The sequence below is a fragment of the Mesorhizobium sp. P160219 genome (genome assembly GCF_057786095.1).
The window spans coordinates 6,000,820-6,025,424 of sequence record NZ_JBYNWG010000001.1; the positions used below are offsets into that span (position 1 = coordinate 6,000,820).

Below are 24,605 nucleotides of genomic sequence, written 5' to 3' on the forward strand. Positions count from 1 at the left end.
CGGATCGACCCTCCCCACAAGAGGGAGGGTAAACGATGAACTGGTCGATTTCGTTCGAACCGCTGCTGTCCTGGCCCTTGCTGGCTTTGGTGCTCGCACCGCTGCTGGTGCTGGCCGCTGTCGGCTTGTGGTTTCGCCAGCGCGGCGCGATCTTCCGCTTCGCGGCGCTGATTGCGCTGGGCGCAGCACTCCTCAATCCGGTCTTCCTCGATGAGGAGCGCGAGGCGCTGAAGAGCGTCGTTGCCGTCATCGTCGACCGCAGCCAGAGCCAGGATATCGGCGACCGGACCAAACAGACCGACGAAGCGCTTGCCGGTTTGCAGCAGCGCCTTGGCCGCTTCAAGCAGTTCGACGTCCGCGTCGTCGAGGCCGGCAAGTCGGAAGCTGCCGACGAGCTCACCGAGACCAAGCTTTTTGCAGCGCTTGAAGGCGCCTTCCGCGACGTGCCGCCCTCGCGCATCGGTGGCGCCATCATGATCACCGATGGCGAGGTGCATGACGCACCGGCCGCCCCCGACTTCAATGCGCCGCTGCACGCGCTGATCACCGGCAACGAGCACGAGAAGGACCGCCGCATCCGCTTCGAGAACGCGCCGCGCTTCGGCCTCGTCGGCAAGCCGCTCGACATGACCTACCGCGTCATCGCCACCGACGGCGAAACCGGCCCGGTCGATGTCCGCGTCTCGGTAAATGGCGAGCAGGTCGCGGTCGAAGAGGCGACCATCGGCCAGGCGATGCCGCTGCAGGTGACCATCCCCGGCGCCGGCCGCAACATCGTCGAACTCTCCATCGACCGCGAGCCGGGTGAACTGACCGACGCCAACAACCGCGCCATCGCGCTGATCGACGGCATCCGCGAGAACTTGCGCGTGCTTTTGGTTTCCGGCGAACCGCATGCCGGCGAGCGCACGTGGCGCAATCTGCTGAAATCCGACGCCTCGGTCGATCTCGTCCATTTCACTATTTTGCGGCCGCCGGAAAAGCAGGACGGCACGCCGATCAACGAACTGTCGCTGATCGCCTTCCCGACCCGCGAGTTGTTCGTCGAGAAGATCAAGGATTTCGATCTCATCATCTTCGACCGCTACCAGCACCGCGACGTGCTGCCGATCCTCTATTACGACTACATCTCCGAATATGTCGAAAAGGGCGGCGCGCTGCTGATCGCCGCCGGGCCGGAATATGCCGGCGACGCCTCGATCGCCCGCACCCCGCTAATGTCGTCGCTGCCGGCAATGCCGACCGGCGAAGTCATCGACAAGGCCTTCTATCCGCGCCTCACCGATCTCGGCCAGCGCCATCCGGTGACGCGCGGCCTCGACGGCTCGGCGACCGAGCCGCCGCGCTGGAGCCGCTGGTTCCGCACCATCGGCGTACAGAACCCCGAAGGCGAAGTGGTGATGAAGGGCGCCGACAACCGCCCGCTGCTTCTGCTCGATCATAAGGGCGAAGGCCGCGTCGGCATGCTTCTGTCCGATCAGGGCTGGCTATGGGCGCGCGGCTTCGAGGGTGGCGGCCCGCATGTCCAGCTTTACCGCCGCATCGCCCACTGGCTGATGAAGGAACCTGAACTCGAGGAAGAGCGGCTGACTGCCGACGGCCGCGGCATGATGCTGGAAATCCGCCGCCAGACGATGAGCGACGATCCCGGCCCGGCGCAGGTGATCACCCCTTCGGGCAAGGCGCTGATCGTCAAGCTGGAGAAGTCCGAACCCGGCGTTTTCCTGGGCAGCATCGAGACCAAGGAGATCGGCCTCTACCAGATCGGCAATGGTGACCTGACCGCACTCGCCCATGTCGGCCCGGTCAACGCGCCGGAATTCTCCGACGTCGTCTCCACCGAGGACCGGTTGAAGGCTCCGACTGAGGCCACCGGCGGCAGCGTGCGCCGGCTGGCGGCCTCCTCCACCCTTGGCCAGATCACCGGCAGTGTCGCCCTGCCCTCCATCGTCCCGGTCCGCGCCTCCGGTGCGGCCTCGGGCGCAGACTGGATCGGCCTGCGCAGCACCGACGACAGCGTGCTCAAAGCCGTCTCGCGCGTACCCCTGTTCGGCGGCTTCCTCGGCCTTTGCCTGCTGCTGCTGGCCATGGGCGCGATGTGGTACAGAGAGGGACGGTAGCACCGCTTATCCTTCTCCCGGTTCACGGAGAGAAGGTGCCCGAAGGGCGGATGAGGGGCAGCGCGAGCCTGAGGTTGTTGGCAATCTCCTCGGCCCGCGCAAGCGAACTGTCATCGACCTCGGCGCTGCCCCTCATTGTCCTGCCGGACATTTCTCCCCGTATAGTGACGGGGAGAAAGACGCTCAACCTACTCCTCCGGCTCCGTCGTAAACAGCAGCGGGTACCCCTTGGCCTTGGCCGCGTCGATGGCCCGTGTCGCCTTGGTCTCGGCCACATCCCTGGTGAAGACGGCAACGACGCAAACGCCGAGCCGGTGCGCGGTGATCATCACCCGGTTCGCCTGGTCTTCGCTGAGCTTGAACTCGCCCTTCAGCACCGTCACCACGAATTCGCGCGGCGTAAAATCGTCATTGATGAGGATGACCTTGTAGAGCTTCGGTCGCTCGGTCTGCGGCTTGGTCTTGGTCCGGGGTTTGGAGCTGATTTCAGGCATCGGGAACCGGTATCGCGCGAGGGGTCGCTCTCACTTTGTCATGGGGGAAAGCCGTCGTCCATTTTGATCGGCGCGCCAAACCGGCTTCCCGGAAGTGCTGCCGTTCACAAATTTAGGAACTGTGCGCTGCGGTTCAACGGCCCTGGCGGTCGGCGACGCGACGAGCCTGGAATTGCCGTGCGCTGGATGCCGCATCGGGCCTTGATCCGGCCGCCTTGTATTCGACCCAGGCGACCGCGAGCCAGCCGAAGAAGCAGGCCAGCGCCGCGCCGGTGATCACGGTCAGCAGCAGGCTTTGCCATGGTGTGATGTATTGCCAGCTGCTGGAGATTGCCGGTGCAAACAGCGACGGCTCCGTGCGCCCGCTCACCGGATCGGGCACCGGGCTGGCGGTGAACTGGATCAGCACCCTGACCATGGCCGAGGCCACAAGGCCGCCGATGGCCATCGAGCGCAGAATGGATGAAAGCCGCTTCTTCATGCGGGCTATCCTACCGGACCGGCATTGCAAACGGGTTAAAGTCCTGGGTGGCCGGCACCCATCAACGGGTAATCATGCTCTCACACGACAAGGCCGCTCCAGCCGGGGGGTGCTGGAGCGGCCTTGTTACAGACAAACCTGTTGGCTGTCTGGATCAGGCCTTCGGGGCGTCCGTCTTGACGACCTTCTTCGCCTTCTTGTGCTTCTTGACGGGCTTCTTGGCGACGACCTTCTTCACCGGGGGCTTGGCGGTCGTGGTCGCCGGAGCGGTGGTCGTGGAAGCAGCCGGAGCAGCGGTCGTGGTGGCAGCGGCATTGCCCAGAGCCGGCATTGCGAAAGCGAGAGCGACGGCGAGACCGGTGGCGGAGAGGATGGACTTTTTCATGGCTTCATTTCCTTCTTTGTGCGGGTCGAGTTTCGAGTGTCACTGAACCGGGTCGATCGGTGTCACTCCAAGCAGCTTCAAAGCGTTCGCGAGCATCCGGATACCCTGTGCCTGTTTCTTGTTGGCGCAGAACCGGTTTCCCTTTCTTTGCAGTGCTTTCGCCGCAGTGACCTGCGTTGCCGCGGCATGGGTTTCGAGGGCTTCGTCTACCTGGCGATTGAGATCGATGCAGCGCTCGCTCCTTGTGATCGGCGTCACCTTTGCGGTTGTGGCTCCGATCGCGGCTGTGACGAGCGGAATGCTGAGCAGCGCACCCATCAAGCTGATCGTGAACCTGTGCATCGGTAATGTCCGTTACTCCGGAGACTTAGCGTCGCAGCCGATGTCCTGACCGCCACGGCACCCTTTATGCCCTTGATTCTTTTCGGGAGTTTTTCCGGACTATAGAATTTTGTTTCTGGACTGTTTCTGGCAAATCGGCTTTGCGGGCGATCATCGCCGCTCGCCAACATGTGGCCAGAATTCTATCGTGTGGGTGACGCCACAGAAGCAGACTCAGAAGGCAGCCGCCGACGGGCCGCCAGCAATGACAGGATCGCCGTGAAATCCGATGCGCACATACTGATCGTCGACGACGACAAGGGCATTCGCGACCTGCTTCAGGAATTCTTCCAGAAGCGCGGCCTGCGCACCACGGTTGCCGCCGACGGCGTCGAGATGGAAGACATGCTGCGCCGCACGCAGGTAGACCTGATCGTGCTTGATGTGATGCTGCCAGGAAAGAGCGGGCTGGAGCTCTGCCGCGACCTGCGCGCCAGCTACTCGACGCCGATCATCATGCTGACGGCGGTGACCGAGACCACCGACCGCGTCGTCGGCCTGGAAATGGGCGCCGACGACTATGTGCCCAAACCCTTCGATCCGCGCGAGCTGCTGGCCCGTATCCGCGCCGTTTTGAGGCGCAATGGTGCTGCCGAGCCGAAGCGGGCCACCACCAAGCAGATCTATCATTTTGCCGGCTGGACGATGGACTGCTCGCGCCGCCGGCTGATGGCGCCGGGCGACGTCAGGGTCGAACTGACGATGGCGGAGTTCAACCTGTTGCAGACCTTCGTCAAAAGCGCGCAGCGCGTCCTCACCCGTGACCAGCTCATCGAGCTTTCCGGCGGTGACAGCGACTATTCCTTCGACCGCAGCATCGACATCCTGGTCAGCCGTCTCAGGCGCAAGATGGAAGACGACCCCAAGACGCCGAAACTGATCCTGACTGTGCGCAGCGGCGGCTACCAGTTCCTGCCCGAGACCACCTCCGAATGAGACGTTTCCTGCCGCAAACCCTGCCGGTCTGGGTTTTGCTCATCGTCATTGCCGGCCTGCTGATCAGCCAGGTCGCCACGCTCTACATCGTCTCGCGCGATCGTGCCGTCGCCAATGACGAGGTCGATCTCTACCGGCTTAACGACCGCGCCTATTCGCTGGTGCAGCTGATGCATGACGACACGCCGGAGCAGCGCAAGCTGACGGCCTCCGGTCTGTTCAACGCCACCTATGCGCTCACTGTTTCGGACACGCCCGCGGTCACCTCGTCGATCGCCGGCGACGACGAACTGGCCGAGCTCGAGGACATTCTGGTCGGGCGGCTGTCGAAATTCGGCATCACCGACGCCCGCGTCCGGCGCGATCCGGCAACCCAGGCAGCCAACGCGCCTGGCGGTGTGGCCGTGACCAAGGATGTTGGCGCGGTGGAGCGCGACCTGTTATCGCTGGCGGCCAGCTTCGCCCAAAGCGACAAGCTGACGGCCTCTGTCCGCTTCGCCGACGGCCAATGGCTGAATTTCACCGAGCCCAACACGCCGGTCGGACCGATATTGAGCTTCGACAGCCTGCCGCTCTATTCGCTGATCGCGGCCCTGGTGGTGATCATGTCGATCTGGTCGCTACGCCGGCTGACGGCGCCCTATCGGATGATGGAAACGGCGGTCAACCGGATCGGCACGGACCTGAAGAGCCCGCCGATCGCCGAGACCGGCAGCCGCGAAATCCGCGCCGCGGCCAAAGCCGTCAACGCCATGCAGGTGAGGCTGCGCGACTATGTCGAGGACCGCGAACATCTGGCCGCCGCGCTCGCCCACGATCTGCGCACTCCGCTGACCCGCATGCGGCTGCGCCTCGAGCTGTTGCGCAGATCGACGGCGCGCGAGGCGCTCGCCCACGACCTCGCCGACATCGAGAGCATCGCCAGCTCCGTCATCGACTTCGCCACCTTCGAAGTCACCGAGGAGAAGAGCGAGCGGATCGATTTCTGGTCGCTGGTGGAATCGATCGCCGACAGTTTCGAGGACGTCACGTTCGACCATGACGGCGCCAGGCCGCGTGGCATGATCTGCATGGCGCGGCCGGTGGCGCTCAAGCGCTGCGTCAACAATCTGGTCCAGAATGCCGTGACCTACGGCAAGAAAGCCCATGTCAGCCTGCGGCAGTCGGACGGCACGGTCACGCTGGTTATCCGCGACGAGGGGCCGGGCATACCGCAGGCGCAGCTCGACCAGGTGTTCGGTTCCTTCGTGCGGCTGGAGCAATCGCGCAACCGCCAGACCGGCGGTCTCGGGCTAGGCCTGACCATTGCCCGCAACATTGCGCGTGCCGCCGGCGGCGATGTCAACCTGTCCAACCATCCTCGCGGCGGCCTGCTGACGGAGCTCAGCCTGCCGCTGGCGGCATAAGGCAGCAGACTAGCGTCTCGATGGGCACCGGGGGTGGATCAACCAACCCAACCTTGCAATAGTGCGGCCGCTCGAACAGGAGGAGATCGCCGCATGCTTTACGCCATCTTGGCCTATCACGTCGAACAGACCATCCAGTCCCTGACGCCGCAGCAGGACGCGGCGCTGATGCACGACCTGCTCGAGGTCAATGCCAGATTGACCCGCGAAGGCAAGCTCGGGCCGGCGGCAAGACTGGGCGCGACCGCCGACGCCGTCACGCTGCGTGGTCCGGGAGACGGCATCGTCATCGACGGGCCGTTTGCCGAGACCAAGGAACAATTGCTGGGTCTTTATGTCCTCGACTGCGCCACGCAGGAGGCGGCGATTGCGGCTGCGCGCGACTTGCGCCGCGTGAACCCCTCGGCGGTGTACGAGATCCGGCCGATCACATTTTACCTTCCCGGCCTGGCGTTCCCCGTGACGAAGGGCGATTTCCAGGAGGCCGCCAGCGGCTGAGAGCCGCTTGCCCTACCCCATGGCCGGTCAGGCAGAAGCGATCTCGTTGCCCAGGCGGACCGTTTCGGCGACGAGAAGGTCGAGATCCTCGCGCCGGGTCCGGTGGTTGTTGATCGCCACCCTCAGGCAATGCTGGCCTTGCACCGTGGTATCGGAAATGGCGGCGATGCCTTCTTCCTGCAGCCTCAGCATGATCTCGGTGTTGAGCGCCTTCGAGCGCTCGCCATCGAGCCCTTCCGCGCGATAGCGGAAGCAGACGATGTTGATGCTGGTCGGCGCTGTCAGTTCGAGCGCCGGTTGAGCCTCGATCAGGCCTGAGAGATACTGCCCCTGCGCAATGTTCTGGTCGATCAGACGGCCGAATTTTTCGACGCCGTGTTCCCGCAGCGCCATCCACACTTTCAGCGCCTTGAAGCCACGTGTCGTCTGCAGGCCATAGTCGTGCAGCCATTGGCCGGAGGCCAACCCGCGCGGTGTCGATTCCAGATATTCCGGCGTCACCGCGAAGGTCTTGCGATGCGCCGAGGCATCCCGCACCAGCGCGCAGCCTGCCTCGAAAGGCGCATGCAGCCATTTGTGCGGATCGAGCGCGACGGAATCGGCCCATTCGACGCCGGCGACGCGATGGGCATTCTCAGGCGCGATCGCGATCAGCGCGCCGATGCAGCCGTCGACATGGAACCAGAGGTCCTCCTCATGCGCCAGCTTGGCCAGCGCCTGCAGATCGTCGATGGCGCCGGTGTTGACAGTGCCGGCGTTGCCGATGATGCAGGCCGGCTTGAACCCGGCCGCGCGATCTTCCGATATCGCAGTCCTCAAACCTTCAATGTCGATGCGAAGTCCGGCGTCGCTGGCAATGCGGCGCAGCGCCTTGTTGCCGAGGCCGAGCGCTTCCATCCCCTTGCGGTGACAGGAATGGACCTGGTCCGAGCCATAGAAACGCAAGGGCTTTTCGATTGCTCCAACGCCGTGCTCGCGCACGTCGATGCCGGCCTTGGTGTTGCGCGCCACGGTCAGCCCGATGATGTTGGCCATCGAACCCCCGCTAACCAGCGTGCCGCTGGCCGAAGCCGGCATGCCGGTCATCTGCTTGCACCAGTCAACCACCTGGCCATCCATCAGGGCGGCGGCATGATTGCCGCCGCCGAGATTGGAGCCCTGGATTGCCGCCAGGAAATCGCCGAGCGCGCCGGTGAAGTTGCTCGACCCCATATACCAGGACCAGAAGCGCGGATGGATGTTGCCCATCGGATAGAGCATCACCTTGTCCACGACATCGCCATAGATGTCGGCAAGCGGGGTCGGCGATTGCGGCAGCGAGGCGGTGAAGAAATGCCTCACATCTCCAGGCATCTCCTGCCACACCGGCCGTTGCCTGACATCGCGCAGGTAAGCGACGGCATCGTCAACGATCCGATGCGACAGGCTTTGCACATCGGCCCAGTCCGAGGGGTCAAGCGTTTCCTCGGTACTGGTAGCCGAGTGTCCAGGCATCGCGTCCATGCAGATTGCTCCCGCGTCATTATGCCGGGAACTGGCAGCCGGGCGTGGAGCGCGACAGAGCGAGCTCTTCCGCATTCATCTCGGCCTCGATGCCGTCGAACAAAGGCGTGGTCATGTAGCGTTCACCGGTATCGGGAAGCATGCACAGGACCACCGATCCGGCCGGCGCCGTGCCGGCGATCTGGCGTGCAACGGCAAAGGCCGAACCGCCGGAGATGCCGGTGAAGATGCCTTCCTGCTGCGCCAGCGCCTTGGCCCATTTCATGCCCTCCGGCCCGGCGATCGGCATCACCTCGTCATAGAAGTTGCCATCGATGGCCTCCTGCAGGACGCTGGGAATGAAATCCGGCGTCCAACCCTGGATCGGGTGCGGTTCGAAAGCCGGATGGCTGGCGGCCGGCGCTCCGCCGGCGCCACGCATCTGCGGCTTGCCGCTGCCGACAAGCTGCGCATTAACCGGTTCGGTGAGCACGATCCGAGTCTCAGGCCGCTCGCGGCGCAGCACCCGCGCCACGCCGGCGACGGTGCCGCCGGTGCCGTAGCCGGTGACGAAATAGTCGAGCCGCGAGCCGGCGAAATCGTTGACGATCTCGCGTGCCGTGGTAGCTTCATGAATGTCGGCGTTGGCCTTGGTCTCGAACTGGCGGGCCAGGAACCAGCCATTCGCTTCGGCCAGTTCCACCGCCTTCTTGTACATGCCGAAGCCTTTCTCGGCGCGCGGCGTCAGCACCACCTTGGCGCCCAGCATCCGCATCAGCTTGCGGCGCTCGACCGAGAAACTGTCGGCCATCGTCACCACCAGCTTGTAGCCCTTCTGCGCACAGACCATGGCAAGACCGATGCCGGTGTTGCCGCTGGTCGCCTCGACAATGGTCTGTCCAGGCTTGAGCGCGCCGGTGCGTTCACCTTCCTCGATGATGTTGAGCGCCAGCCGGTCCTTCACCGACGCAGCCGGATTGAAGAACTCGGCCTTGACGTAGATGGTCGCATGCGCCGGGCCGAGATTGTTGACGCGGATGACCGGCGTGTCGCCGACCGTATCGAGAATGCTGTCGAAAAGGCGGCCGCGGCCTGCCGTGGTTCTGATTGTCTGCTGATGCAACATGGGTAAACTCCTGGTTCTTGCTCACGGGCCGGTTACACACCGGCGGTTTGGGCGACGAGGTTTCGACACCTTGCCGCACTACAGGTCTTTGAAGTGCCACAATGTGGAAAGCACCACATTCGGCACACAATCTGCGAGCCGGGTGTGCACTTTGTCGCGTTCGGTGATAAAACAAGGTCCGGTGGGCAAGCGTGGGAAAAGGCGTGGAAACAGGCGTGGAATCGAGCCAGGCAAGCAGCCGGAAAGGCCTGTCTCTGCGGCTTTTCGGCCCGCTGGCGATTGTGCGCGACGCCGCTCCGGTGGCCTTGCCGGCATCGCGCAAGCTGCGCGCGCTGCTGGCCTATCTGGCGCTGGCGCCCCATCCGGTCGGACGTGGCAAGCTCTGCGAGTTGCTGTGGGACGTTCCAAATGATCCCAGGGGTGAGCTTCGCTGGTGCCTGAGCAAGCTGCGGGCCGCGCTCGACGAACCGGGCCGCTGCAGAATCGAAACATCGGGCGATACGATCGCGCTCGATCTCGACGGCATCTCAGTCGACGTGCTGGATGTCGCGGCGGCGGCTGCCGCAGGCATCGAAACGCTCGAGCCGATGCGACTGCAGTTGCTCTCCGGCCTGTTCGTCGGCGACTTCCTCGAAGGGCTGGAGATCGACCGCAGCCCTCTCTTCAACAGCTGGCTGACCGCGCAGCGCCGCCGTTTCGGTTCCTGCCAAGCTGCTATACTGGAACATCTGGTCAAGACGCTGCCGGCCGATTCCGAAGACGTCTCCGCCCATCTCGAAAAATGGCTGGAATTGACCCCGTTCGACAGCAGCGCCCATGTCGCACTCCTGGTGAGGCTGGCGCGGCGCGGCCAGTTCGGTGCCTGCGAGGACCATCTTGCCGCAGCAGCATCGCTCTTCCAATCGGAAGAGCTGGATTTTGGCCCTGTGCGCCAGGCGTGGCTTGCCATTCGCGCGGAACGTCACTGCGCGACTTTGCCGGCACAGCCTGCGGTAGCGCCGGTGGCGGGCCACAGCCCGATCGCGCGTGCCCCCACCGAAGCCGCGGCGCCCCACAAAGCTTCGCTTGCCGTGATGCCATTTGCCGAAGATGCCGGCGGCGTTTGTGGTGGGCTGGCCGACGGCTTGACCCACGACATCATTACCCGCCTCGCCAAGCTCAGGGACTTCTTTGTAATCGCCCGGGGCTCGGTCTTTGCGCTGGCAGAAAAGAACATCGCGCCGGAAGATGCCGGCCGCAGGCTGGATGTCGACTATGTCGCCACCGGCACGGTGCGCAGCCTGACCGGCCGCCTGATCGTCACCGTCGAGCTTGTCGAGGTGCGCACGGCCAGGATCGTCTGGGCCGAGACCTTCGAGCGCAAGCCCGAGGACATCTTCATTGTCCTCGACGATATCGGCAACAGCATCGTGGCCTTCATCTCATCCGAGATAGAGATGGTCGAGCGCAACCGCGCCATGCTGAAGGCGCCCAATTCGCTCAATGCCTGGGAGGCCTACCATCGAGGACTCTGGCATATGTATCGCTTCACCCGCAGCGAAAACGAGCAGGCCAGGCATTTCTTCGGCATCGCACTGCAGCAGGATCCGACCTTTACCCGCGCCTATGCCGGCCTGTCCTTCACCCATTGGCAGAGCGCCTTCCAGCGCTGGGGCGACCGCGACCAGGACAGCGCGCTTGCCTTTGAGGCGGCCGGCCAGAGCGTTTTGGTCGACGATCATAATCCCGCCGCGCACTGGGCGATGGGCCGGGCGCTGTGGCTGCGCGGCGAGGGTGATGCGTCCGTGCTAGAACTGCAAAGAGCCGTCGACCTCAGCCCGAACTTCGCGCTTGGCCACTATGCGCTGTCCTTCGTGCATTCGCAGTCGGGCGACCCGCACGCGGCGATCGGATCGTCGGATCATTCGCGCCATCTGTCGCCGTTCGACCCGATGCTGTTCGGCATGCTGGGCGCACGCGCCATGGCGCATGTCCGCCTCGGCCAGTTCGACGAGGCAGCCGATTGGGCACTGAAGGCGGCCGCCCGCCCCAACGCACATGTCATCATCCTGTCGATCGCCGCTCACTGCCTGGCGTTGGCTGGGCGGCTGGACGAGGCGAAAAACTTCGCCGCCGCCATCCGCAAGACGCTTCCGGATTACCGAGCCGACGACTTCATCGACACCTTCCGCTTCGACCGGGATGCCACAGCCCTGTTCAAGCTCGGCGCCACGCGCATCGGGCTGGCTTAGAGCATGATCCCAAAAAGTGGGTACCGTTTTTGGAAAAGATCATGCTCCAACAAAGGGTTAGATCATGATGAGATTTCAACCAAATCTCATCATGATCTAGCGCCGCAACACCGCGCTCAGCACATCGCGTATCCCGATCGCGCCGACAAAGCGCGACTGGTCGTCGAACAGCGCCACGGGTGCCGTCTGCGAGCGGTGCATGGCCAGCATCACCGTCTTCAGCGACGTGCCGGGGTTGGCCCAGAACACCTGCGCCGTCTCCTCCGGCTGCGCCTCGACATCGGCGCATGAAACCCATACCGCCGGTTTGCCGTCGCGTTCCGCCGCCGCCACCAGCCCGTGCTCGTCGATCTTAAAGCGCGTCGTCTTGCGCCGGTCGAGCCACACCCAGCCATTATCGCCGTGCTCGAGGTCGCGGCTGTCGCGCATGACGTTCCAGGCGGTCAGCACGGACAACGGATTCACATTGGCGATGAAGTCGCGGACATAGTCATTGGCGGGCTTGAGCACGATGTCTTCCGGCGCCCCGGTCTGCACGATGCGACCGCCCTCCATGATGGTGATGTGGGTGCCGATCTTCAGCGCCTCTTCCAGATCATGGCTGACGAAGATGATGGTCTTCTTCAGCTCCGCCTGCAGCTGCAGCAATTCGTCCTGCAGCTTGGTGCGGATCAGCGGATCGAGCGCCGAGAACGGCTCGTCCATCAGCAGGATCGGCGCCTCGGTGGCGAAGGCACGGGCCAGGCCGACGCGCTGCTGCATGCCGCCGGACAGCTCATGCGCGTATTTCTTCGACCACTGGTCGAGATTGACCAGTTTCAGCTGGCGTTGCACGCGCTCCTTGCGCTCTTGCTCCGGCACGCCGGCGAGTTCGAGGCCGAGGCCGACATTCTCCTCCACCGTACGCCAGGGCAGCAGGCCGAACTGCTGGAACACCATCGCCACCTGCTTCTGGCGCAGCCGCCGCAGCGTCGCCTGATCGCAGGTCACGACATCGACGATATTGTCGCCGTCCTTGACCAGCACCTGGCCGCGCGACACCACGTTGAGCCGGTTGACCGCCCGCAGCAGCGTCGACTTGCCGGAGCCGGACAGGCCCATCAGCACCGAGATTTCGCCCTCATGCACGGTCAGGCTGGCGCCGGCGCAACCCAGCACATTGCCGGTCTTTTCAAGGATTTCGGCGCGCGTGGCGCCGCCGTCGATCAGAGCCAGCGAACCGGCCTGGTCGGACCCGAAGACGATATCGACATTTTTGAAATCGACGGCGACGGTCATTTCTTGCCTCCAACGCCGATACGCGTCATCCGGTCGAGCACGATGGCGAGTACGACAATCGCCAGGCCCGCCTCGAGCCCGAGATCGATGCGGCGCGAGCCGAGCGCGCGGTTGATTTCAGTGCCGAGGCCGCCGGCGCCGATGAGTGCTGCAAACACCACCATCGACAGCGACAGCATGATCGATTGCGTCAGCCCGGCCATGATGGTCGGCAGCGCTGAGGGCAATTCGACCTTCCACAGCAGCTGCTGCTTGGTGGCGCCAAACGCCTCGCCGGCCTCGATGATCGACTTCGGCACCGAGACGACGCCGAGATGGGTGAGCCGGACCGCGGTCGGGATGACGAAGATGATGGTGACGATGAGGCCGGGCGCGTTGCCGAGACCGAACAGGGTCAGGACCGGGATCAGGTAGACGAAGGTCGGCAGCGTCTGCATCAGGTCGAGCACCGGCAGCATGATGCGGTAGACCTTCGGCTTGTGCGCGGCCCAGATGCCGAGCGGCACGCCGATGGCCATCGCCATGGCGGCGGCGGCCACGACCAGCACCAGCGTCTGCACCGTCTGCTTCCAGAGGTTCTGGTTGATGATGAAGATCAGGCCGAGAAAGACGCCTATGGCCAGCGGGCGCGAGCGCTGCAGCAGCCAGGCGATGATGGCGATGATCAGCGCCAGCAGCACCGGCGGCACCATCAAAAGGATGCCAACCAGCCCGTCGAGCAAGAAATTGAGGCCATTCGAGAAGGCCCTGAACACGGTGTCGAAATTGTCGGTGAGGAAACCGAAGAACGCCTTTCCCCAGGCGCCGATCGGTATCTTGTGATCGACCATGAATTTCGAAATCGGATCCATATCGCCCCTCTCATGCGAGAGACCGCCTGCTTCCGGCCTCCGCTGTCGTTAGGTCATCTTCTCACAGGATATGAAAAAGGGCAGCCTTTTCTAGATTGGCTGCCCTTCCTGGTTCGGCTTTGCCGAATTCAGTCGGCTCAGCTTCCGAGCGCGGTCTTGACCGCCGCTGCCGCATCACCGCCATCGAAGGTGGTGACGCCGGCAATCCACGGCGCAACCGCGTCAGGGTGCTTCTTCAGCCAGTCGGCAGCGACCGTGTTGGCGTCGCCGCCCTTCAGGATCGCGTCCATCATCTCGCCTTCCATGTCCAGGTTGAACTTCAGGTTGGCGATGAACTTGCCGGCGTTCGGGCATTCGGTGGTGTAGCCCTTGCGCACATTGGTGTAGACGGTGGCGGCGCCGAAGCCGCTGTCGCCCATGCCGTCGAGATAGGTGAGCTTCATGGCGCCCATCACCGGATGCGGCGTCCAGCCGAGGAACGCGATCCACTCATTGTTCTTGATCGACTGCTCGGCCTGGGTCAGCATGCCGGCTTCCGAGGACTCGACCAGCTCGAAGCCTTCGAGATTGTCCTTCGGATTCTTGATCATGTCGAGGATGATGCGGTTGCCGTCATTGCCCGCCTCGATGCCATAGATCTTGCCGTTGAACTTGTCCTTGAACTTGCCGATGTCGGTCAGCGACTTGACGCCGGCCTCCGCGACATAGGTCGGGACGACGATGCCGTAGCCGGCGCCGGTCAGGTTGGTGCCGATCGTCTCGACCGAACCATCGGCGGTGTAGTCCTTGATGTCGTTAGTCATCGACGGCATCCAGTTGCCGAGGAAGACGTCGAGATCCTTGTTTTTCAGCGACGCCATGGTCACCGGCACCGACAGCTGGATCGTCTGCGGCTCGTAGCCGAGCGCGGTGAGCAGCACCGAAGCGACGCCGGTGGTTGCCTGGATGTCGGTCCAGCCGACATCGGAAAGGCGCACCGCCTTGCAGCTCTCCGGATCGCCGGCAAGTGCAGCGCTCGTGGACAGAAAAGTCGCCAGGCCGAGACCGGCGACGAAGGTGTTCATACGCGACATTGGCAGTCTCCCATTGTGATTCTTTGGCGAAGCGTAATACGGTTTCTCTGCCCGCCTTGTTTCGTCAGCCAAACACCATTCTGGTGTGGTTTCAAGCGCTAAGACAATCACGATCAACGGCGCGGACTGGCCAAACAGCGACACGCCTGCTGCTTTTTCGATGGCAGACGGCTTTTCCCATGAAATGCAGCGGTGCCCTCTCCCCGCACAGCGCCAACTCGGCTTAAAAGGACGGCATGGCCAAGCTCTACTTCCACTATGCGACGATGAATGCCGGCAAAACGACAATGCTGCTGCAGGCGTCCTACAATTATCGCGAACGCGGTATGACGACGATGCTGTTCGTCGCCGGCCACTACAGAAAGGGCGATACCGGGCTGATCTCGTCGCGCATCGGCCTGGAGACGGAGGCCGAGATGTTCCGCGACGGCGACGATCTCTACGCTCGCGTCGCCGAGCATCACGAACATACGACGGTGCATTGCATCTTTGTCGACGAGGCGCAATTTCTCGAGGAAGAGCAGGTCTGGCAGCTCGCCCGTATCGCCGACCGGCTGAACATCCCGGTGATGTGCTACGGCCTGCGCACCGATTTCCAGGGCAATCTGTTTTCCGGTTCGCGAGCGCTTCTCGCCATCGCAGACGATCTGCGCGAAGTGCGCACCATCTGCCGCTGCGGCCGCAAGGCGACGATGGTCGTGCGTCTCGGCGCTGACGGCAAGGTGGCCAGACAAGGCGAACAGGTGGCGATCGGCAAGGACGTCTATATCTCGCTCTGCCGCCGCCACTGGGAAGAGGAAATGGGCCGCGCCGCGCCCGACGATTTCATTGGCTTCACCAGAGGCTGAACGGCCGGGACAACATGAAAATTCTGCAGTTCACAGTCGATTGCCCGTTTCCGCCGGTCTCCGGCGGAGAGATCCGGAACGCCGCCAATGCACGCGCCCTGGCATCGATGGGCGAGGTCCTGACGGTAAGCCTGACTGGCGCCCCGGCACCCTCCACACCGCCGAACATCCGTCACCGGATCATCGAGGCAGCGCGCGGCAGGGCGCCCTGGGGCAGGCGCAGCCCGCACCCGACCGTGCATATGATGCCGGACGACGAGCTGGCCGAAGCCGACGCCATCTGGAGGGAATTCGCGCCCGATCTCGTGGTGATCGAGGAGATCGTGCTTTCGCAGCTGCTGACGCTGGCGCCGAAGCATCGCGCGCGCACCGTCCTTGACCAGCACAACATTGATTCCCGGACGGTGTCCGACCGGATCGCCGGCCTGACGCTGTGGCAGCAAATTCGAGACTGGCGCCAAAACAGGCGAAGGAAGGCAGAGGCGCGCGAAGCCGACAGGTGTGCGGCTGCCCTGGCCGACCAGGTCTGGGTTTGTTCGCGGGCGGACGAAGCGCTTCTGTCCGCTCTCGGCCCCGTCAACGACGTCAGGTTCGTCGCCAACCCCATTCCAGACGAGAGCGTGCTTTCCCTGCCGATTGCTGCCGAGCGCTTCAGTGAGCTCAGCCTGTGCTTCATCGGGCATCTCGGCTATTTCCCAAACATCGACGCCGTCAAGCAGATCGGCCGCGCGATGGCGCCGCGCCTCGCCGCCTCCGGCCGGCCCTGGTCGATCACCGTCGCCGGCAGAAACCCGCGCGATGTCGTGCGCGGTCTATGCACCAGGCATGGTCTGCGGTTGATCGAGAACCCACCGCATCTGCCGGAATTGCTTGGGCGTGCCGGCTATGCGCCGATCCCGCTGCGCTTCGGCGGCGGAACCCGCATCAAGGTGCTGGAGGCGATGGCGGCGGGCCTTGTCGTCGCCGCCACCGAAAAGGCCGTCGAAGGGCTTGGCCTGCAGGCGGGCAGGCATTTCCTGTCCAGCGACGATGCCGGCAAGTTGGCATTGAAAATCATCGATCTCGCGACACGCCCGCAAGCGGCCGCCGAGATGGCGGAGATCGGCCGCGCTTTCGTGCGCGACAATCATTCGTCGGCGGCGATTGAAAAGCAGGTCAAGCAGGCGGTCGCGGCGATCCCGCGCACGGATTGAGCCCGGCTGCTATCCACCGGCATACGGCGTTTGTTAAGGCCTGCAGCCTATTTTGCCCTCAGCCAGAGCCAGCCGGGAACCGCCATGCTTCGAGCCATTTCATCAGGCCTTGTCATTTATTTGGCCGGTATCCTCGCCGCGCTGGCCGACGGCGATGCAGCACTTGGCAAGAAAGTGTTCTACCGCTGCATGGCCTGTCACGAGGCGGCAAGCGACCGCGACAAGGTCGGCCCGCATCTCCTCGGTATCGTCGGCCGCACCGCCGGCACCGCCCAGAACTTCAACTATTCGCAGGCCATGAAGGACGCCGGCGCGGCCGGCCTCGTTTGGGACGAAGCCAACCTCAAAGCCTATCTCGGCGCTCCCAAGCTGAAAGTACCCGGCAACAGGATGGGCTTCTCCGGCCTGAGCAGCGACGAGGACATCGCCAACGTCATCGCCTATCTGAAGGCCGATCCGAAGCCTTGAACGGCGCGATGCGTAGCGTGATGGCGACGGCTTCCGCCAGCAGTCTCGCACTTGCAACTCATTGAGCCCTCTGTCGAATTCAGCACACCCACACTGTCCGAGATCGACTTCTTCGCAGCCGTCAAAGTTCAATGACAATTGAACAAACTTGGCCGGCTGGTTAATCACGCCATGACCCCGCCTTCATTGCCTTTCAAGACGACCAGGCATTTTTTTGTTTTCGGGGCGGGTCTTGTCTTGCGTCTTTCAATCCCCTGATACCCCACATATATTCGCCGCTGTTCGCAGCCAGCGACCGGAAGCCGAAGCGGGAGGCCCCTATGGCGACATTGCAGAATTTCGATGCCGAAATTGCCAAGACCAGGCAGGTCGTGCAGGACATGCGCTCCAAGATCGAGCAGTCGGGCACGGTGCTTGATACGCTGGCCACCGCCGACAAGAAGATCGGCGACGCCAATTTCGACATCGAGAATGCCCGCATCGAGGACGTGCTGAAGCAGCAGAAGGTGATGGAAGGCAACATTGCCGACCTGATCATCGGGCTGGAAGACGCCACCAACGTCTTCGGCACCGAATTCGAGAGCATGAAGAACTACACCGGCTGGGAAAGCTTCGTCGGCGTCTTCTCGGCGCAACGCAAGCAGCGCATGCGCACCGACCGCGTCCGCAACATGTCGCTGGCCGGCAATCTGCAGGAGCTTCTGGTCAAGTCCGACACCATCGTCGGCATCCTGAAAGCGCAGAAAGAGGTCCTCGACCAGCGCTACAAGACCTCGGAAAACAGCCTGTCGCAGGTGATCGAGCGCCGCAAGGTCACCATGACCAACCTCGAGGCGGTGCAGAAGCGCATCGAGGAGGTCAATCCGCTGCTGCTCGACATCGAAAACAAGATCGCCGCTTCTACCAGTCAGAAGGAGCGCACGCAGCTTGAGGGCGAGCGCTCGAAACTGGCGACCGAATACAATGAAAAGCAGGCCAAGGAGCAGGAGCTTCTGGCCGAAAGCCAGACGCTGGAACGCTACACCTCGATGTTCCAGACCTTCGTCGATTCGCTCAACAATCAGATCGCAGCGCAGTCGACGCTGATCAACAAGCTGACAATCGATACCGAGCAGCGCATCGTGCTCTACAAGGCACTGGAAGATTCCTTGAAGACCGCCGCCCAGCAGGATGTCGCCCACAAGATCAACACGCTGGGCAGCCAGGTTGACAACACCGCCGAAGAGACCATGGCCGGCATTGGCGCCGCCTCGCAAAAGCACATCGGCGATCTCCTCGAAATGCACGAGAAGAACATGGTCGCCAGCTCCGACATCCAGCGCCGCAAGAAGCTCGCCGACGACGCCTTCGCCCGCCGTTTCGACGACGTGATGAAGAAGCACAATTCGGCCAACTACGTGCAGTCGTAAGGAGCGGCTGCACGCGGGCACACCGGCATGACTCCCGAAAACGAAGCGGCGGCGCGCTATTTTTCCGCCATCACGGCGGCACTCAGCGGCCTCGAAGTGTTCATGCGCGACGACCGCTCGCCGCTTTACCGGCACGGCATCGTCGCCAAGATCGTCGCCGAATACATTGCCCGGCTGGACAAATCGTTTTCCTGCTGGCGCAACCGGCTCGGCTTCATGGACACGTTCCGCATTTCGCGCGCCGACAGCGGCTATCCCGTCTTCCAGAACCTGCTCGAACTGGAAAACGACCGCCGCCAGGCCGAGGCGCGGCTGGCCAACATTCCGCTGGCCGGCGAATTGCGCGAGGAAATGGCCGACTTCATCCTGCGCCACAAGGAATTCCCCGAAGCGCTGCAGAAGTCGATGGCCGAGCGGCTCTATCTCGAGGACGTCAAGAGCGAACAGACTTTTGGCCCGTTCTCGCTGGCGCAGACGGCCAAGGTCTCGGTCAATCCAAAGACCGGGCGCCCCTATTACCTCGTGCACTGGGCGAGCTTCGACGGCAGCGCCAACCTGCCGCTGGTCTACATGGTGACGGTGGAGGATTCCTCCGAAAGCATGATCCGGCAGCTCGTTGACAGCAGCGGCAAGCTCAATGAACGGGTCGACATCCCGCTGCCGGTGGACGGCCTGCTCAACCCCGAACTCGCCCATCGCTTCGACGATTTCACCGAGAAGAATTCCGCCTACACGCTTTCGCCCGCAACGATTGCGGTCAATCTCGACAAGGATTTCGAGCCGCTGCACCCTAAGCAGCTGCGCCGCGTCGTGCTCGGCCCCTTTTATTCCGCAGGCATTACGGACAACAATTCGACCGTGACCGAGGTGCTGGCCAAGGTGCGCAAACCGGAAAATGCCTGGCTGCTCACCTGGACCATCCAGGAGGTCTACTCCAAGGGCGAGAAACCCGGCCGCAAGGGCCTGTTTTCGAGCGATAAGACGACGCAGGAATTCTTTATCAACACCGACGATCTCGAAGCCGCGCGCCAGGGTGTGTCGAGCTACGAGAACCACGCCCTGATCCCGCACGAAGCCTATCAAGCACTCTACGCCGCCGGCGAAGCTCAAAAGATCTTTTCCGGCTACAAGGTTCACATCCTGTCAAATGGGCAGGTGATTTCAGATGTCTGACCGTCACATCGCGGAGCATCCTTCATGGACACCGGCCTGACCACCATTCCGGAAGCGGCTATCGAAAAGCACCGCGCAACCGCGCAAAGCTTCATCACTCGCCTCGTCGTGCTGGAAGACCCTGCGCGCGAATCCGGCACAGCACTTGCCGGCACCAATCGCCGCTTTGTCTCGACAGTCTCGGTCGGCTCGGTGCGCCGTACCCGCGAGGTCGAGCTTACCAAGACCGTCGCCGCGATCCATCCCGACGACCAGTTGATGAGCATCCCGCAGCACACGCTTTTGTTTCGCGCCCGCCGCGGCCTGGCGATTGCGCTCGCCATTTCCGATGTCTTCGCCGAAGGCTCCGACCTTGAAAGCCTGCAGGCCAAGAACACCCGCGCACCGCTCGAAGGCGATGAAGCCGCGACCTTCAAGAAGCTTCTGTCAGCCTCTGCTTACGTTTCGGCCTTCAGCCTTGCCTCCTATCTGTTCCAGCTGATCGACAGCGATGGCGAGGCGCCCAACGATATCCCCGAACCCGACTTCCTGTTCGACACGCCGCAGGACGCGGTGAAGTCGATCGTGGCTGGGTTGGACAAGGCGATCACCGGGTCGAAGGACGATGGCGACCTGACGACCCGGGCGCGTGCTTTCGCCCGTGTTGCCATTGACGGGCTCTTGGCCCGTAAAGGCCGCTTCGACGGCATCGGCCCGTTCGAGAACGCCCATATCCGCATCGACGCCGACGATTTCACCCTCGACGGCTTCGACGTCGCGCCCGGCAAGCGCTCCAAGCCGCTGGTGATGACCTTCAAGAAGCCGGAAGAGGTCGTCGGCAACCACATTGCCAAATACCAGTCGGTCAAGCTCGCCAAGATGCTGATGGCCTATGATTTCGAGCGCGAGTTGAACCCGTTCGTCGAACTCGGGGGCTTCCTCTTCACCTTCATCGGCGACGGCGCGCCGGGCACCGGCAAGACGACGCTGATCCAGATGATCGCCGGCCTCGTCAACAATTATTGCCAGGTTGCCGGCTATCCCTTCGCCTATGAGAATTTCGGCGTCGACCAGATCTCGTCCTACCAGGGCAAATCTGGCCAGAATTGCCGCCAGTTCATCAACAATGTCTTGAACCCACGCGTCATCGGTTTCGGCACCGTCGACGACATCGACCAGGTGGCGGCCCGCCGCTCCGACGACCGCGCCTCGGCCGGCCAACAGGAAATCACCGGCGTCTTGATGGACGCCTTTGCCGGCGCCGGCACGGTGGTGCGCGGCAATTGCTCGTTCGGCATGTTTTCCAACTATCCCGAAAATGTCGACGATGCGCTGCGCCAGCGCGCCGGGGCCCGCTGGCTGGTCGACGGCCCACAGAGCCGCGACGACTATATCGACATCTTCGTCCTGCTTGCCGGCAAGAACCACAAGATCCCACTCGGCGACCACAAGCTCTACGCCGCGCAGGAGATCCAGCGCGCGGTGACCGAAGCCTATGAGGAGCACGAGAAGCCTCAGGAAGACGGGCTGATGAAGGTCTATGAGCGCTACATGAAGGAGAATGGCGCGCCGAAATCGATGGCCGACATCGGCACCTATCTGCACCTGATCAAGGATGCCGAGCCGCGCTTCACCGGCCGAGCCATCAAGAACGTCACCGACGCCATCAAGATGCGCGCCATGGACATCGAGCTGCCCGACGACTGGTTCGAGAAGCCGGAAGCCTTCATGCACAAGGGCTACGACGAGAAGAAAGCCATGATCGAGGAACTGCGTGGGCCGTTCTCGATGGACATGGTCATGCAGGAGATCAACCGCTACGCCGACTCGGAGTTCCGCTATTCCGACAAATCCGACGACGCCGCGGTGGAGAAGCTGCTGCGCGACGCACGCCTGCGCGAACGGGCGGGGCGCGAGATGGAGGAGATGAAGAAGAAGGGGCTCTGGAATGCGTGAACTTCCTTCGCTGCCCGCAGGTGCTGAAAGGCTTGGCGCTAACGCTGACGCCCCCCTCTCCCCGTCCCTCACGGGGAGAGGGCAAGGGTGAGGGGCGGCGCATGCGTGGACCAGAGATCGCTACGACCATACTGGCGCTATCGAACAGCGCCTCGATCGGCACATCCGGACCCATGATCTTCGATTTATTGCCGCCAATGGCCATGGGGAGACATGTCCTTGAATGCTAGCGCTGCCCCTCACCCTTACCCTCTCCCCGTGAAGAACGGGGAGAGGGAGGCGTCAGCGTTGGCGCTTCGCCACAACAGGCAACGCCGCTCGGAACGTTCTGCATGAGCCACGCCAAAAAGCCCGACCTTCTCCGCGACAATGAGCTGATCTACGGTCGCTTGCTCACCGTCGACGAGTCGCACCTCATCCAGCGCTACAACAAGGCGCTTGTTGCCTTCGGCCTCAAGCCCACCAAGCTGAAGAGCTTCCAGATCGACCGCACCGGCTTCTCGCCCGAAGTGGCCGAGGAATGCGGCGATTACGATTATCTCGACCCCAATGAGGTCAACCGCCGCTTCATCATCCTGACGCCGTCGCAGATCGATCTGCCGGTGGTGCACACCGCCTTTTCCAACACCTCGCAGCTGATGTTCGAGTTCATGTCCAAGAACCAGCGCGCCATCGATGCGCTGACCATCAAGGATGTCATCTACGGGGAGATCGAGGATTCCGTTCCCCTGGTCAACGACATCGAGGATCTGCTGTCGATCAGCCAGGTCGAGTTCAGGGTGCTTTCGGCCGAGGACGTGCTGGGCAAGGCCGCCGAACTCGGCAAGCTGGTCGACCGGCTGAAGCAGGAGCCCGATGCCTGGCGCGACAACACCATGCTGAGCCGTATGGTGGAACTGGCGAAGGTGTGCGGCGATATCCGTGAGAATGCGCTGGTGCCCGACCAGGTGATCTTCCGCCACAACGCCTACTGGACCAGCCATTTCGGCGGCGTCTACGTCTTCGTCGATCCTGATATGACCACCGTCATCGGCGACCCGGCCGCCCCCGGCTTTCGCCGTTCGCGGCCCTGGCAGGTCAGCTATCTCTCGATCAACGATGCCGACAAGGTGTTCAAGTTCCTGGCCAGCACCGGCCGCATCGAACTGCCCCGTGCGTCATGGGTCGAAAGCTCGGGCTATCTCGAGCATCGCGCCGAGATGGTGGTGCGCTCTCTCATCCGCGACACAGAGCCGAACCGCAATTTGACCGAGGTCGACAAGGTCTGGCTGCAGACCTGGATCCATGGCCATGCCGATCTGATCACCAAGGACGGCAATTTCCCCTTTCTCAACGCCGCCAAGCGTGAGATCGCCCAGCTCGGCCATCTCAAGATCGAGGATGTGTTTCCGCAACAGCGCTTCCTGGTCGTGCGTGGCAAGCCCGACCATCCCGACGCCTGGCTGACCAACCAGCTGATCTCGGATTTCGTGCCGCAGGACTTCGTCTCGCGTTACGTCTTCAACAAGCCGGGCTTCTACAAGGACTATGACGGCTACAGCGACGCCTGGCGGTCGCATGTTGTGGACGTTCTGAAAACCACATATTTGAAAGACAAAGTGGCGTTTCGCACGCGCCTTTACGGCCTGACTGACTGAGGGGTGAACGAGAGCCATGCTTGATCCGATCGTGAATTTCTTCACCCGCATCTTCCAATGGATAGGCCGCGGCATCGGCCTCGTCATCGGCGCGATCCTGTGGCCGTTCCTCTGGGCTGGGCGCTGGTATACGCAGCGCGGCTGGATCCTGAAGGCTGTGGTCGGCCTCGCGCTTCTGGTGTTGATCGGCCTCTACGCCAATTTCTTCTACGCCACCCAGTGGTGGAACAAGTTCGATCCCAACTACGTCGACAAATACACCTTCGAGAACCGCAACATTTCCGCCGGCGAACAGGTCGCCGCCGGCGCCGGCACCGACACCGCCAAGACCTGCGGCAATTCGGGCATCGCCCAGGTGGCGGCCGACCTGACGGACTTCAACGTCAACCAGAATGCCTGGATCTCGTCCATGATCCTCTACAAACTCGGCCTGTTCGGCATCGACTGGGACAACACGCCGTTCATGGACAACAAGGCCTCGTTCCAGCGCGGCATCAACCAGGCGGTGCGGCGCACCGCCACCGAGCTTGCCGACAATCTCGGGCGTGTTCGCACCACATCGCAGATCGACGGCGACCTGCAGGATGCGCGCGGCAATCTGCAGTTCGACGAGGAGACCTGGTATTTCGGCCTCAACCCGTTCGGCCCCAAGACGCCGACGCCGAGCTATTATCGCGATGCCGTCACCAAGCTGCGCTCCTTCAACGCCCGCCTCGGCAGCTGCCAGGCGACGTTCGATGCCCGCGCCGACAATCTGAAGCAGTATATCGACCGCATCTCCTCCGACATCGGTTCGACCTCGGCGATCCTCAAGGAGCGCGCCGAAAACCATAACAATGGCTGGTTCGACTTCCGCGCCGATGACCGCTTCTGGTTCGCCTATGGCCAGCTCTATGCCTATTACGGCCTGATGAAGGGCGCCCAGGCCGACTTCGAGGACGTCATCAAGGAAAAGCATCTCGGCAATCTGTGGGACACGATGGATGCGCAATTCGTCTCGGCGCTGCGCATCCAGCCCTTCATCATCGCCAATGGCCGCGAGGATGGTTGGATCATGCCGACGCACCTGACGACGATGGGTTTCTACGTGCTTCGCGTGCGCTCCAACATGGTCGAGATCAGCAACGTCCTGACTCAGTAGCGTTCACAGCTTTCCCGGCGAGCGATGGCGAATTTGCGCCGTCGCCTCTGTCGCATTCC

Annotated in this window: 23 protein-coding genes; 13 read left to right on the forward strand and 10 right to left on the reverse strand. The window is 62.9% G+C overall.

Annotation, left to right across the window (positions count from 1 at the left end; all coding sequences use genetic code 11):
- Positions 1–35 precede the first annotated feature (35 nt).
- Positions 36–2,120, forward strand: a complete 2,085-nt coding sequence (locus tag AC3EMP_RS29070; protein WP_352711363.1) for a hypothetical protein — start codon at positions 36–38, stop codon at positions 2,118–2,120.
- Positions 2,121–2,142: 22 nt separating this feature from the next.
- Here AC3EMP_RS29070 and AC3EMP_RS29075 read toward each other — a convergent pair whose 3' ends face one another.
- From AC3EMP_RS29075 to AC3EMP_RS29095, 5 genes are all read right to left on the reverse strand, one after another.
- Positions 2,143–2,271: a hypothetical protein gene (locus AC3EMP_RS29075; RefSeq protein WP_280802373.1), complete on the reverse strand. Its 129-nt coding sequence runs from the start codon at positions 2,269–2,271 to the stop codon at positions 2,143–2,145.
- 37 nt (positions 2,272–2,308) lie between these two features.
- Entirely contained in the window at positions 2,309–2,614 is a 306-nt protein-coding gene (gene clpS, locus AC3EMP_RS29080; protein ID WP_023683679.1) for an ATP-dependent Clp protease adapter ClpS, read from the reverse strand.
- 133 nt (positions 2,615–2,747) lie between these two features.
- Entirely contained in the window at positions 2,748–3,095 is a 348-nt protein-coding gene (locus AC3EMP_RS29085) for a hypothetical protein (protein WP_023705924.1), read from the reverse strand.
- Between the two features lie 154 nt (positions 3,096–3,249).
- The gene (locus AC3EMP_RS29090; protein ID WP_023670004.1) at positions 3,250–3,480 is read right to left on the reverse strand and encodes a hypothetical protein; all 231 of its coding nucleotides are present in this window, start codon (positions 3,478–3,480) and stop codon (positions 3,250–3,252) included.
- Between the two features lie 39 nt (positions 3,481–3,519).
- The gene (locus AC3EMP_RS29095) at positions 3,520–3,822 is read right to left on the reverse strand and encodes a hypothetical protein (protein WP_023705925.1); all 303 of its coding nucleotides are present in this window, start codon (positions 3,820–3,822) and stop codon (positions 3,520–3,522) included.
- Between the two features lie 258 nt (positions 3,823–4,080).
- On the opposite strand from AC3EMP_RS29095, the gene AC3EMP_RS29100 reads away from it, so the two are divergent.
- The 3 genes from AC3EMP_RS29100 (at position 4,081) to AC3EMP_RS29110 (ending at position 6,701) form a co-directional block, all read left to right on the forward strand.
- Positions 4,081–4,797, forward strand: coding sequence for a response regulator (locus AC3EMP_RS29100; protein ID WP_352711361.1), 717 nt, complete (start codon positions 4,081–4,083; stop codon positions 4,795–4,797).
- Positions 4,794–6,203 (forward strand): ATP-binding protein, encoded by a 1,410-nt coding sequence (locus AC3EMP_RS29105; RefSeq protein WP_023670001.1) that lies wholly within the window; start codon positions 4,794–4,796, stop codon positions 6,201–6,203. Before AC3EMP_RS29100 ends, AC3EMP_RS29105 begins: the two co-directional genes overlap by 4 nt.
- A gap of 93 nt (positions 6,204–6,296) precedes the next feature.
- Positions 6,297–6,701 carry a YciI family protein gene (locus AC3EMP_RS29110; protein ID WP_023733367.1) on the forward strand — a complete coding sequence of 135 codons (405 nt, stop codon included), beginning with the start codon at positions 6,297–6,299 and terminating at the stop codon, positions 6,699–6,701.
- Between the two features lie 27 nt (positions 6,702–6,728).
- On the opposite strand, the gene AC3EMP_RS29115 is transcribed toward AC3EMP_RS29110, so the two are convergent.
- Both AC3EMP_RS29115 and AC3EMP_RS29120 read right to left on the reverse strand, forming a co-directional pair.
- Positions 6,729–8,204, reverse strand: a complete 1,476-nt coding sequence (locus AC3EMP_RS29115; RefSeq protein ID WP_352711359.1) for a pyridoxal phosphate-dependent decarboxylase family protein — start codon at positions 8,202–8,204, stop codon at positions 6,729–6,731.
- A gap of 19 nt (positions 8,205–8,223) precedes the next feature.
- A complete protein-coding gene (locus AC3EMP_RS29120; protein ID WP_352711356.1) occupies positions 8,224–9,309 on the reverse strand; it encodes a PLP-dependent cysteine synthase family protein in 1,086 nt (361 codons plus the stop codon).
- 215 nt (positions 9,310–9,524) lie between these two features.
- Here AC3EMP_RS29120 and AC3EMP_RS29125 point away from each other — a divergent pair, with 215 nt between their 5' ends.
- Positions 9,525–11,540, forward strand: a complete 2,016-nt coding sequence (locus tag AC3EMP_RS29125; protein WP_352711354.1) for a transcriptional regulator — start codon at positions 9,525–9,527, stop codon at positions 11,538–11,540.
- A gap of 96 nt (positions 11,541–11,636) precedes the next feature.
- On the opposite strand, the gene choV is transcribed toward AC3EMP_RS29125, so the two are convergent.
- From choV to AC3EMP_RS29140, 3 genes are all read right to left on the reverse strand, one after another.
- A complete protein-coding gene (gene choV, locus AC3EMP_RS29130; protein WP_023669996.1) occupies positions 11,637–12,818 on the reverse strand; it encodes a choline ABC transporter ATP-binding protein in 1,182 nt (393 codons plus the stop codon).
- Positions 12,815–13,669 carry a choline ABC transporter permease subunit gene (gene choW / locus AC3EMP_RS29135; RefSeq protein WP_023669995.1) on the reverse strand — a complete coding sequence of 285 codons (855 nt, stop codon included), beginning with the start codon at positions 13,667–13,669 and terminating at the stop codon, positions 12,815–12,817. Before choW ends, choV begins: the two co-directional genes overlap by 4 nt.
- Before the next feature lie 137 nt (positions 13,670–13,806).
- Positions 13,807–14,742, reverse strand: a complete 936-nt coding sequence (locus tag AC3EMP_RS29140) for a choline ABC transporter substrate-binding protein (RefSeq protein ID WP_023686157.1) — start codon at positions 14,740–14,742, stop codon at positions 13,807–13,809.
- A gap of 236 nt (positions 14,743–14,978) precedes the next feature.
- Between AC3EMP_RS29140 and AC3EMP_RS29145 the strand changes: the two genes are divergently transcribed.
- The 8 genes from AC3EMP_RS29145 (at position 14,979) to AC3EMP_RS29180 (ending at position 24,546) form a co-directional block, all read left to right on the forward strand.
- The gene (locus AC3EMP_RS29145) at positions 14,979–15,590 is read left to right on the forward strand and encodes a thymidine kinase (RefSeq protein WP_023683669.1); all 612 of its coding nucleotides are present in this window, start codon (positions 14,979–14,981) and stop codon (positions 15,588–15,590) included.
- Between the two features lie 14 nt (positions 15,591–15,604).
- On the forward strand, positions 15,605–16,783 hold the full coding sequence (locus AC3EMP_RS29150; protein WP_023691608.1) for a glycosyltransferase: 1,179 nt from the start codon (positions 15,605–15,607) through the stop codon (positions 16,781–16,783).
- A gap of 84 nt (positions 16,784–16,867) precedes the next feature.
- Positions 16,868–17,251, forward strand: a complete 384-nt coding sequence (locus AC3EMP_RS29155) for a c-type cytochrome (protein ID WP_023669991.1) — start codon at positions 16,868–16,870, stop codon at positions 17,249–17,251.
- 320 nt (positions 17,252–17,571) lie between these two features.
- The gene (locus AC3EMP_RS29160; protein WP_023669990.1) at positions 17,572–18,660 is read left to right on the forward strand and encodes a hypothetical protein; all 1,089 of its coding nucleotides are present in this window, start codon (positions 17,572–17,574) and stop codon (positions 18,658–18,660) included.
- A gap of 27 nt (positions 18,661–18,687) precedes the next feature.
- On the forward strand, positions 18,688–19,833 hold the full coding sequence (locus AC3EMP_RS29165) for a hypothetical protein (RefSeq protein ID WP_023686161.1): 1,146 nt from the start codon (positions 18,688–18,690) through the stop codon (positions 19,831–19,833).
- Between the two features lie 24 nt (positions 19,834–19,857).
- Complete coding sequence (locus AC3EMP_RS29170) at positions 19,858–21,768, forward strand: ATP-binding protein (RefSeq protein ID WP_352711350.1); 1,911 nt, start codon at positions 19,858–19,860, stop codon at positions 21,766–21,768.
- Positions 21,769–22,100: 332 nt separating this feature from the next.
- Positions 22,101–23,405: a DUF6638 family protein gene (locus AC3EMP_RS29175; protein ID WP_023683664.1), complete on the forward strand. Its 1,305-nt coding sequence runs from the start codon at positions 22,101–22,103 to the stop codon at positions 23,403–23,405.
- Positions 23,406–23,421: 16 nt separating this feature from the next.
- On the forward strand, positions 23,422–24,546 hold the full coding sequence (locus tag AC3EMP_RS29180) for a DUF2333 family protein (RefSeq protein WP_023686165.1): 1,125 nt from the start codon (positions 23,422–23,424) through the stop codon (positions 24,544–24,546).
- Positions 24,547–24,605: the final 59 nt, after the last annotated feature.

Bases quoted from the DNA above. Each gene is read 5' to 3' on its own strand.
- AC3EMP_RS29070 (WP_352711363.1), top strand. From the start codon at position 36: ATGAACTGGTCGATTTCGTTCGAACCGCTGCTGTCCTGGCCCTTGCTG.
- AC3EMP_RS29075 (WP_280802373.1), bottom strand. From the start codon at position 2,271: ATGTCCGGCAGGACAATGAGGGGCAGCGCCGAGGTCGATGACAGTTCG.
- clpS (WP_023683679.1), bottom strand. From the start codon at position 2,614: ATGCCTGAAATCAGCTCCAAACCCCGGACCAAGACCAAGCCGCAGACC.
- AC3EMP_RS29085 (WP_023705924.1), bottom strand. From the start codon at position 3,095: ATGAAGAAGCGGCTTTCATCCATTCTGCGCTCGATGGCCATCGGCGGC.
- AC3EMP_RS29090 (WP_023670004.1), bottom strand. From the start codon at position 3,480: ATGAAAAAGTCCATCCTCTCCGCCACCGGTCTCGCCGTCGCTCTCGCT.
- AC3EMP_RS29095 (WP_023705925.1), bottom strand. From the start codon at position 3,822: ATGCACAGGTTCACGATCAGCTTGATGGGTGCGCTGCTCAGCATTCCG.
- AC3EMP_RS29105 (WP_023670001.1), top strand. From the start codon at position 4,794: ATGAGACGTTTCCTGCCGCAAACCCTGCCGGTCTGGGTTTTGCTCATC.
- AC3EMP_RS29110 (WP_023733367.1), top strand. From the start codon at position 6,297: ATGCTTTACGCCATCTTGGCCTATCACGTCGAACAGACCATCCAGTCC.
- AC3EMP_RS29115 (WP_352711359.1), bottom strand. From the start codon at position 8,204: ATGGACGCGATGCCTGGACACTCGGCTACCAGTACCGAGGAAACGCTT.
- AC3EMP_RS29120 (WP_352711356.1), bottom strand. From the start codon at position 9,309: ATGTTGCATCAGCAGACAATCAGAACCACGGCAGGCCGCGGCCGCCTT.
- choV (WP_023669996.1), bottom strand. From the start codon at position 12,818: ATGACCGTCGCCGTCGATTTCAAAAATGTCGATATCGTCTTCGGGTCC.
- choW (WP_023669995.1), bottom strand. From the start codon at position 13,669: ATGGATCCGATTTCGAAATTCATGGTCGATCACAAGATACCGATCGGC.
- AC3EMP_RS29140 (WP_023686157.1), bottom strand. From the start codon at position 14,742: ATGTCGCGTATGAACACCTTCGTCGCCGGTCTCGGCCTGGCGACTTTT.
- AC3EMP_RS29145 (WP_023683669.1), top strand. From the start codon at position 14,979: ATGGCCAAGCTCTACTTCCACTATGCGACGATGAATGCCGGCAAAACG.
- AC3EMP_RS29150 (WP_023691608.1), top strand. From the start codon at position 15,605: ATGAAAATTCTGCAGTTCACAGTCGATTGCCCGTTTCCGCCGGTCTCC.
- AC3EMP_RS29155 (WP_023669991.1), top strand. From the start codon at position 16,868: ATGCTTCGAGCCATTTCATCAGGCCTTGTCATTTATTTGGCCGGTATC.
- AC3EMP_RS29160 (WP_023669990.1), top strand. From the start codon at position 17,572: ATGGCGACATTGCAGAATTTCGATGCCGAAATTGCCAAGACCAGGCAG.
- AC3EMP_RS29165 (WP_023686161.1), top strand. From the start codon at position 18,688: ATGACTCCCGAAAACGAAGCGGCGGCGCGCTATTTTTCCGCCATCACG.
- AC3EMP_RS29170 (WP_352711350.1), top strand. From the start codon at position 19,858: ATGGACACCGGCCTGACCACCATTCCGGAAGCGGCTATCGAAAAGCAC.
- AC3EMP_RS29175 (WP_023683664.1), top strand. From the start codon at position 22,101: ATGAGCCACGCCAAAAAGCCCGACCTTCTCCGCGACAATGAGCTGATC.
- AC3EMP_RS29180 (WP_023686165.1), top strand. From the start codon at position 23,422: ATGCTTGATCCGATCGTGAATTTCTTCACCCGCATCTTCCAATGGATA.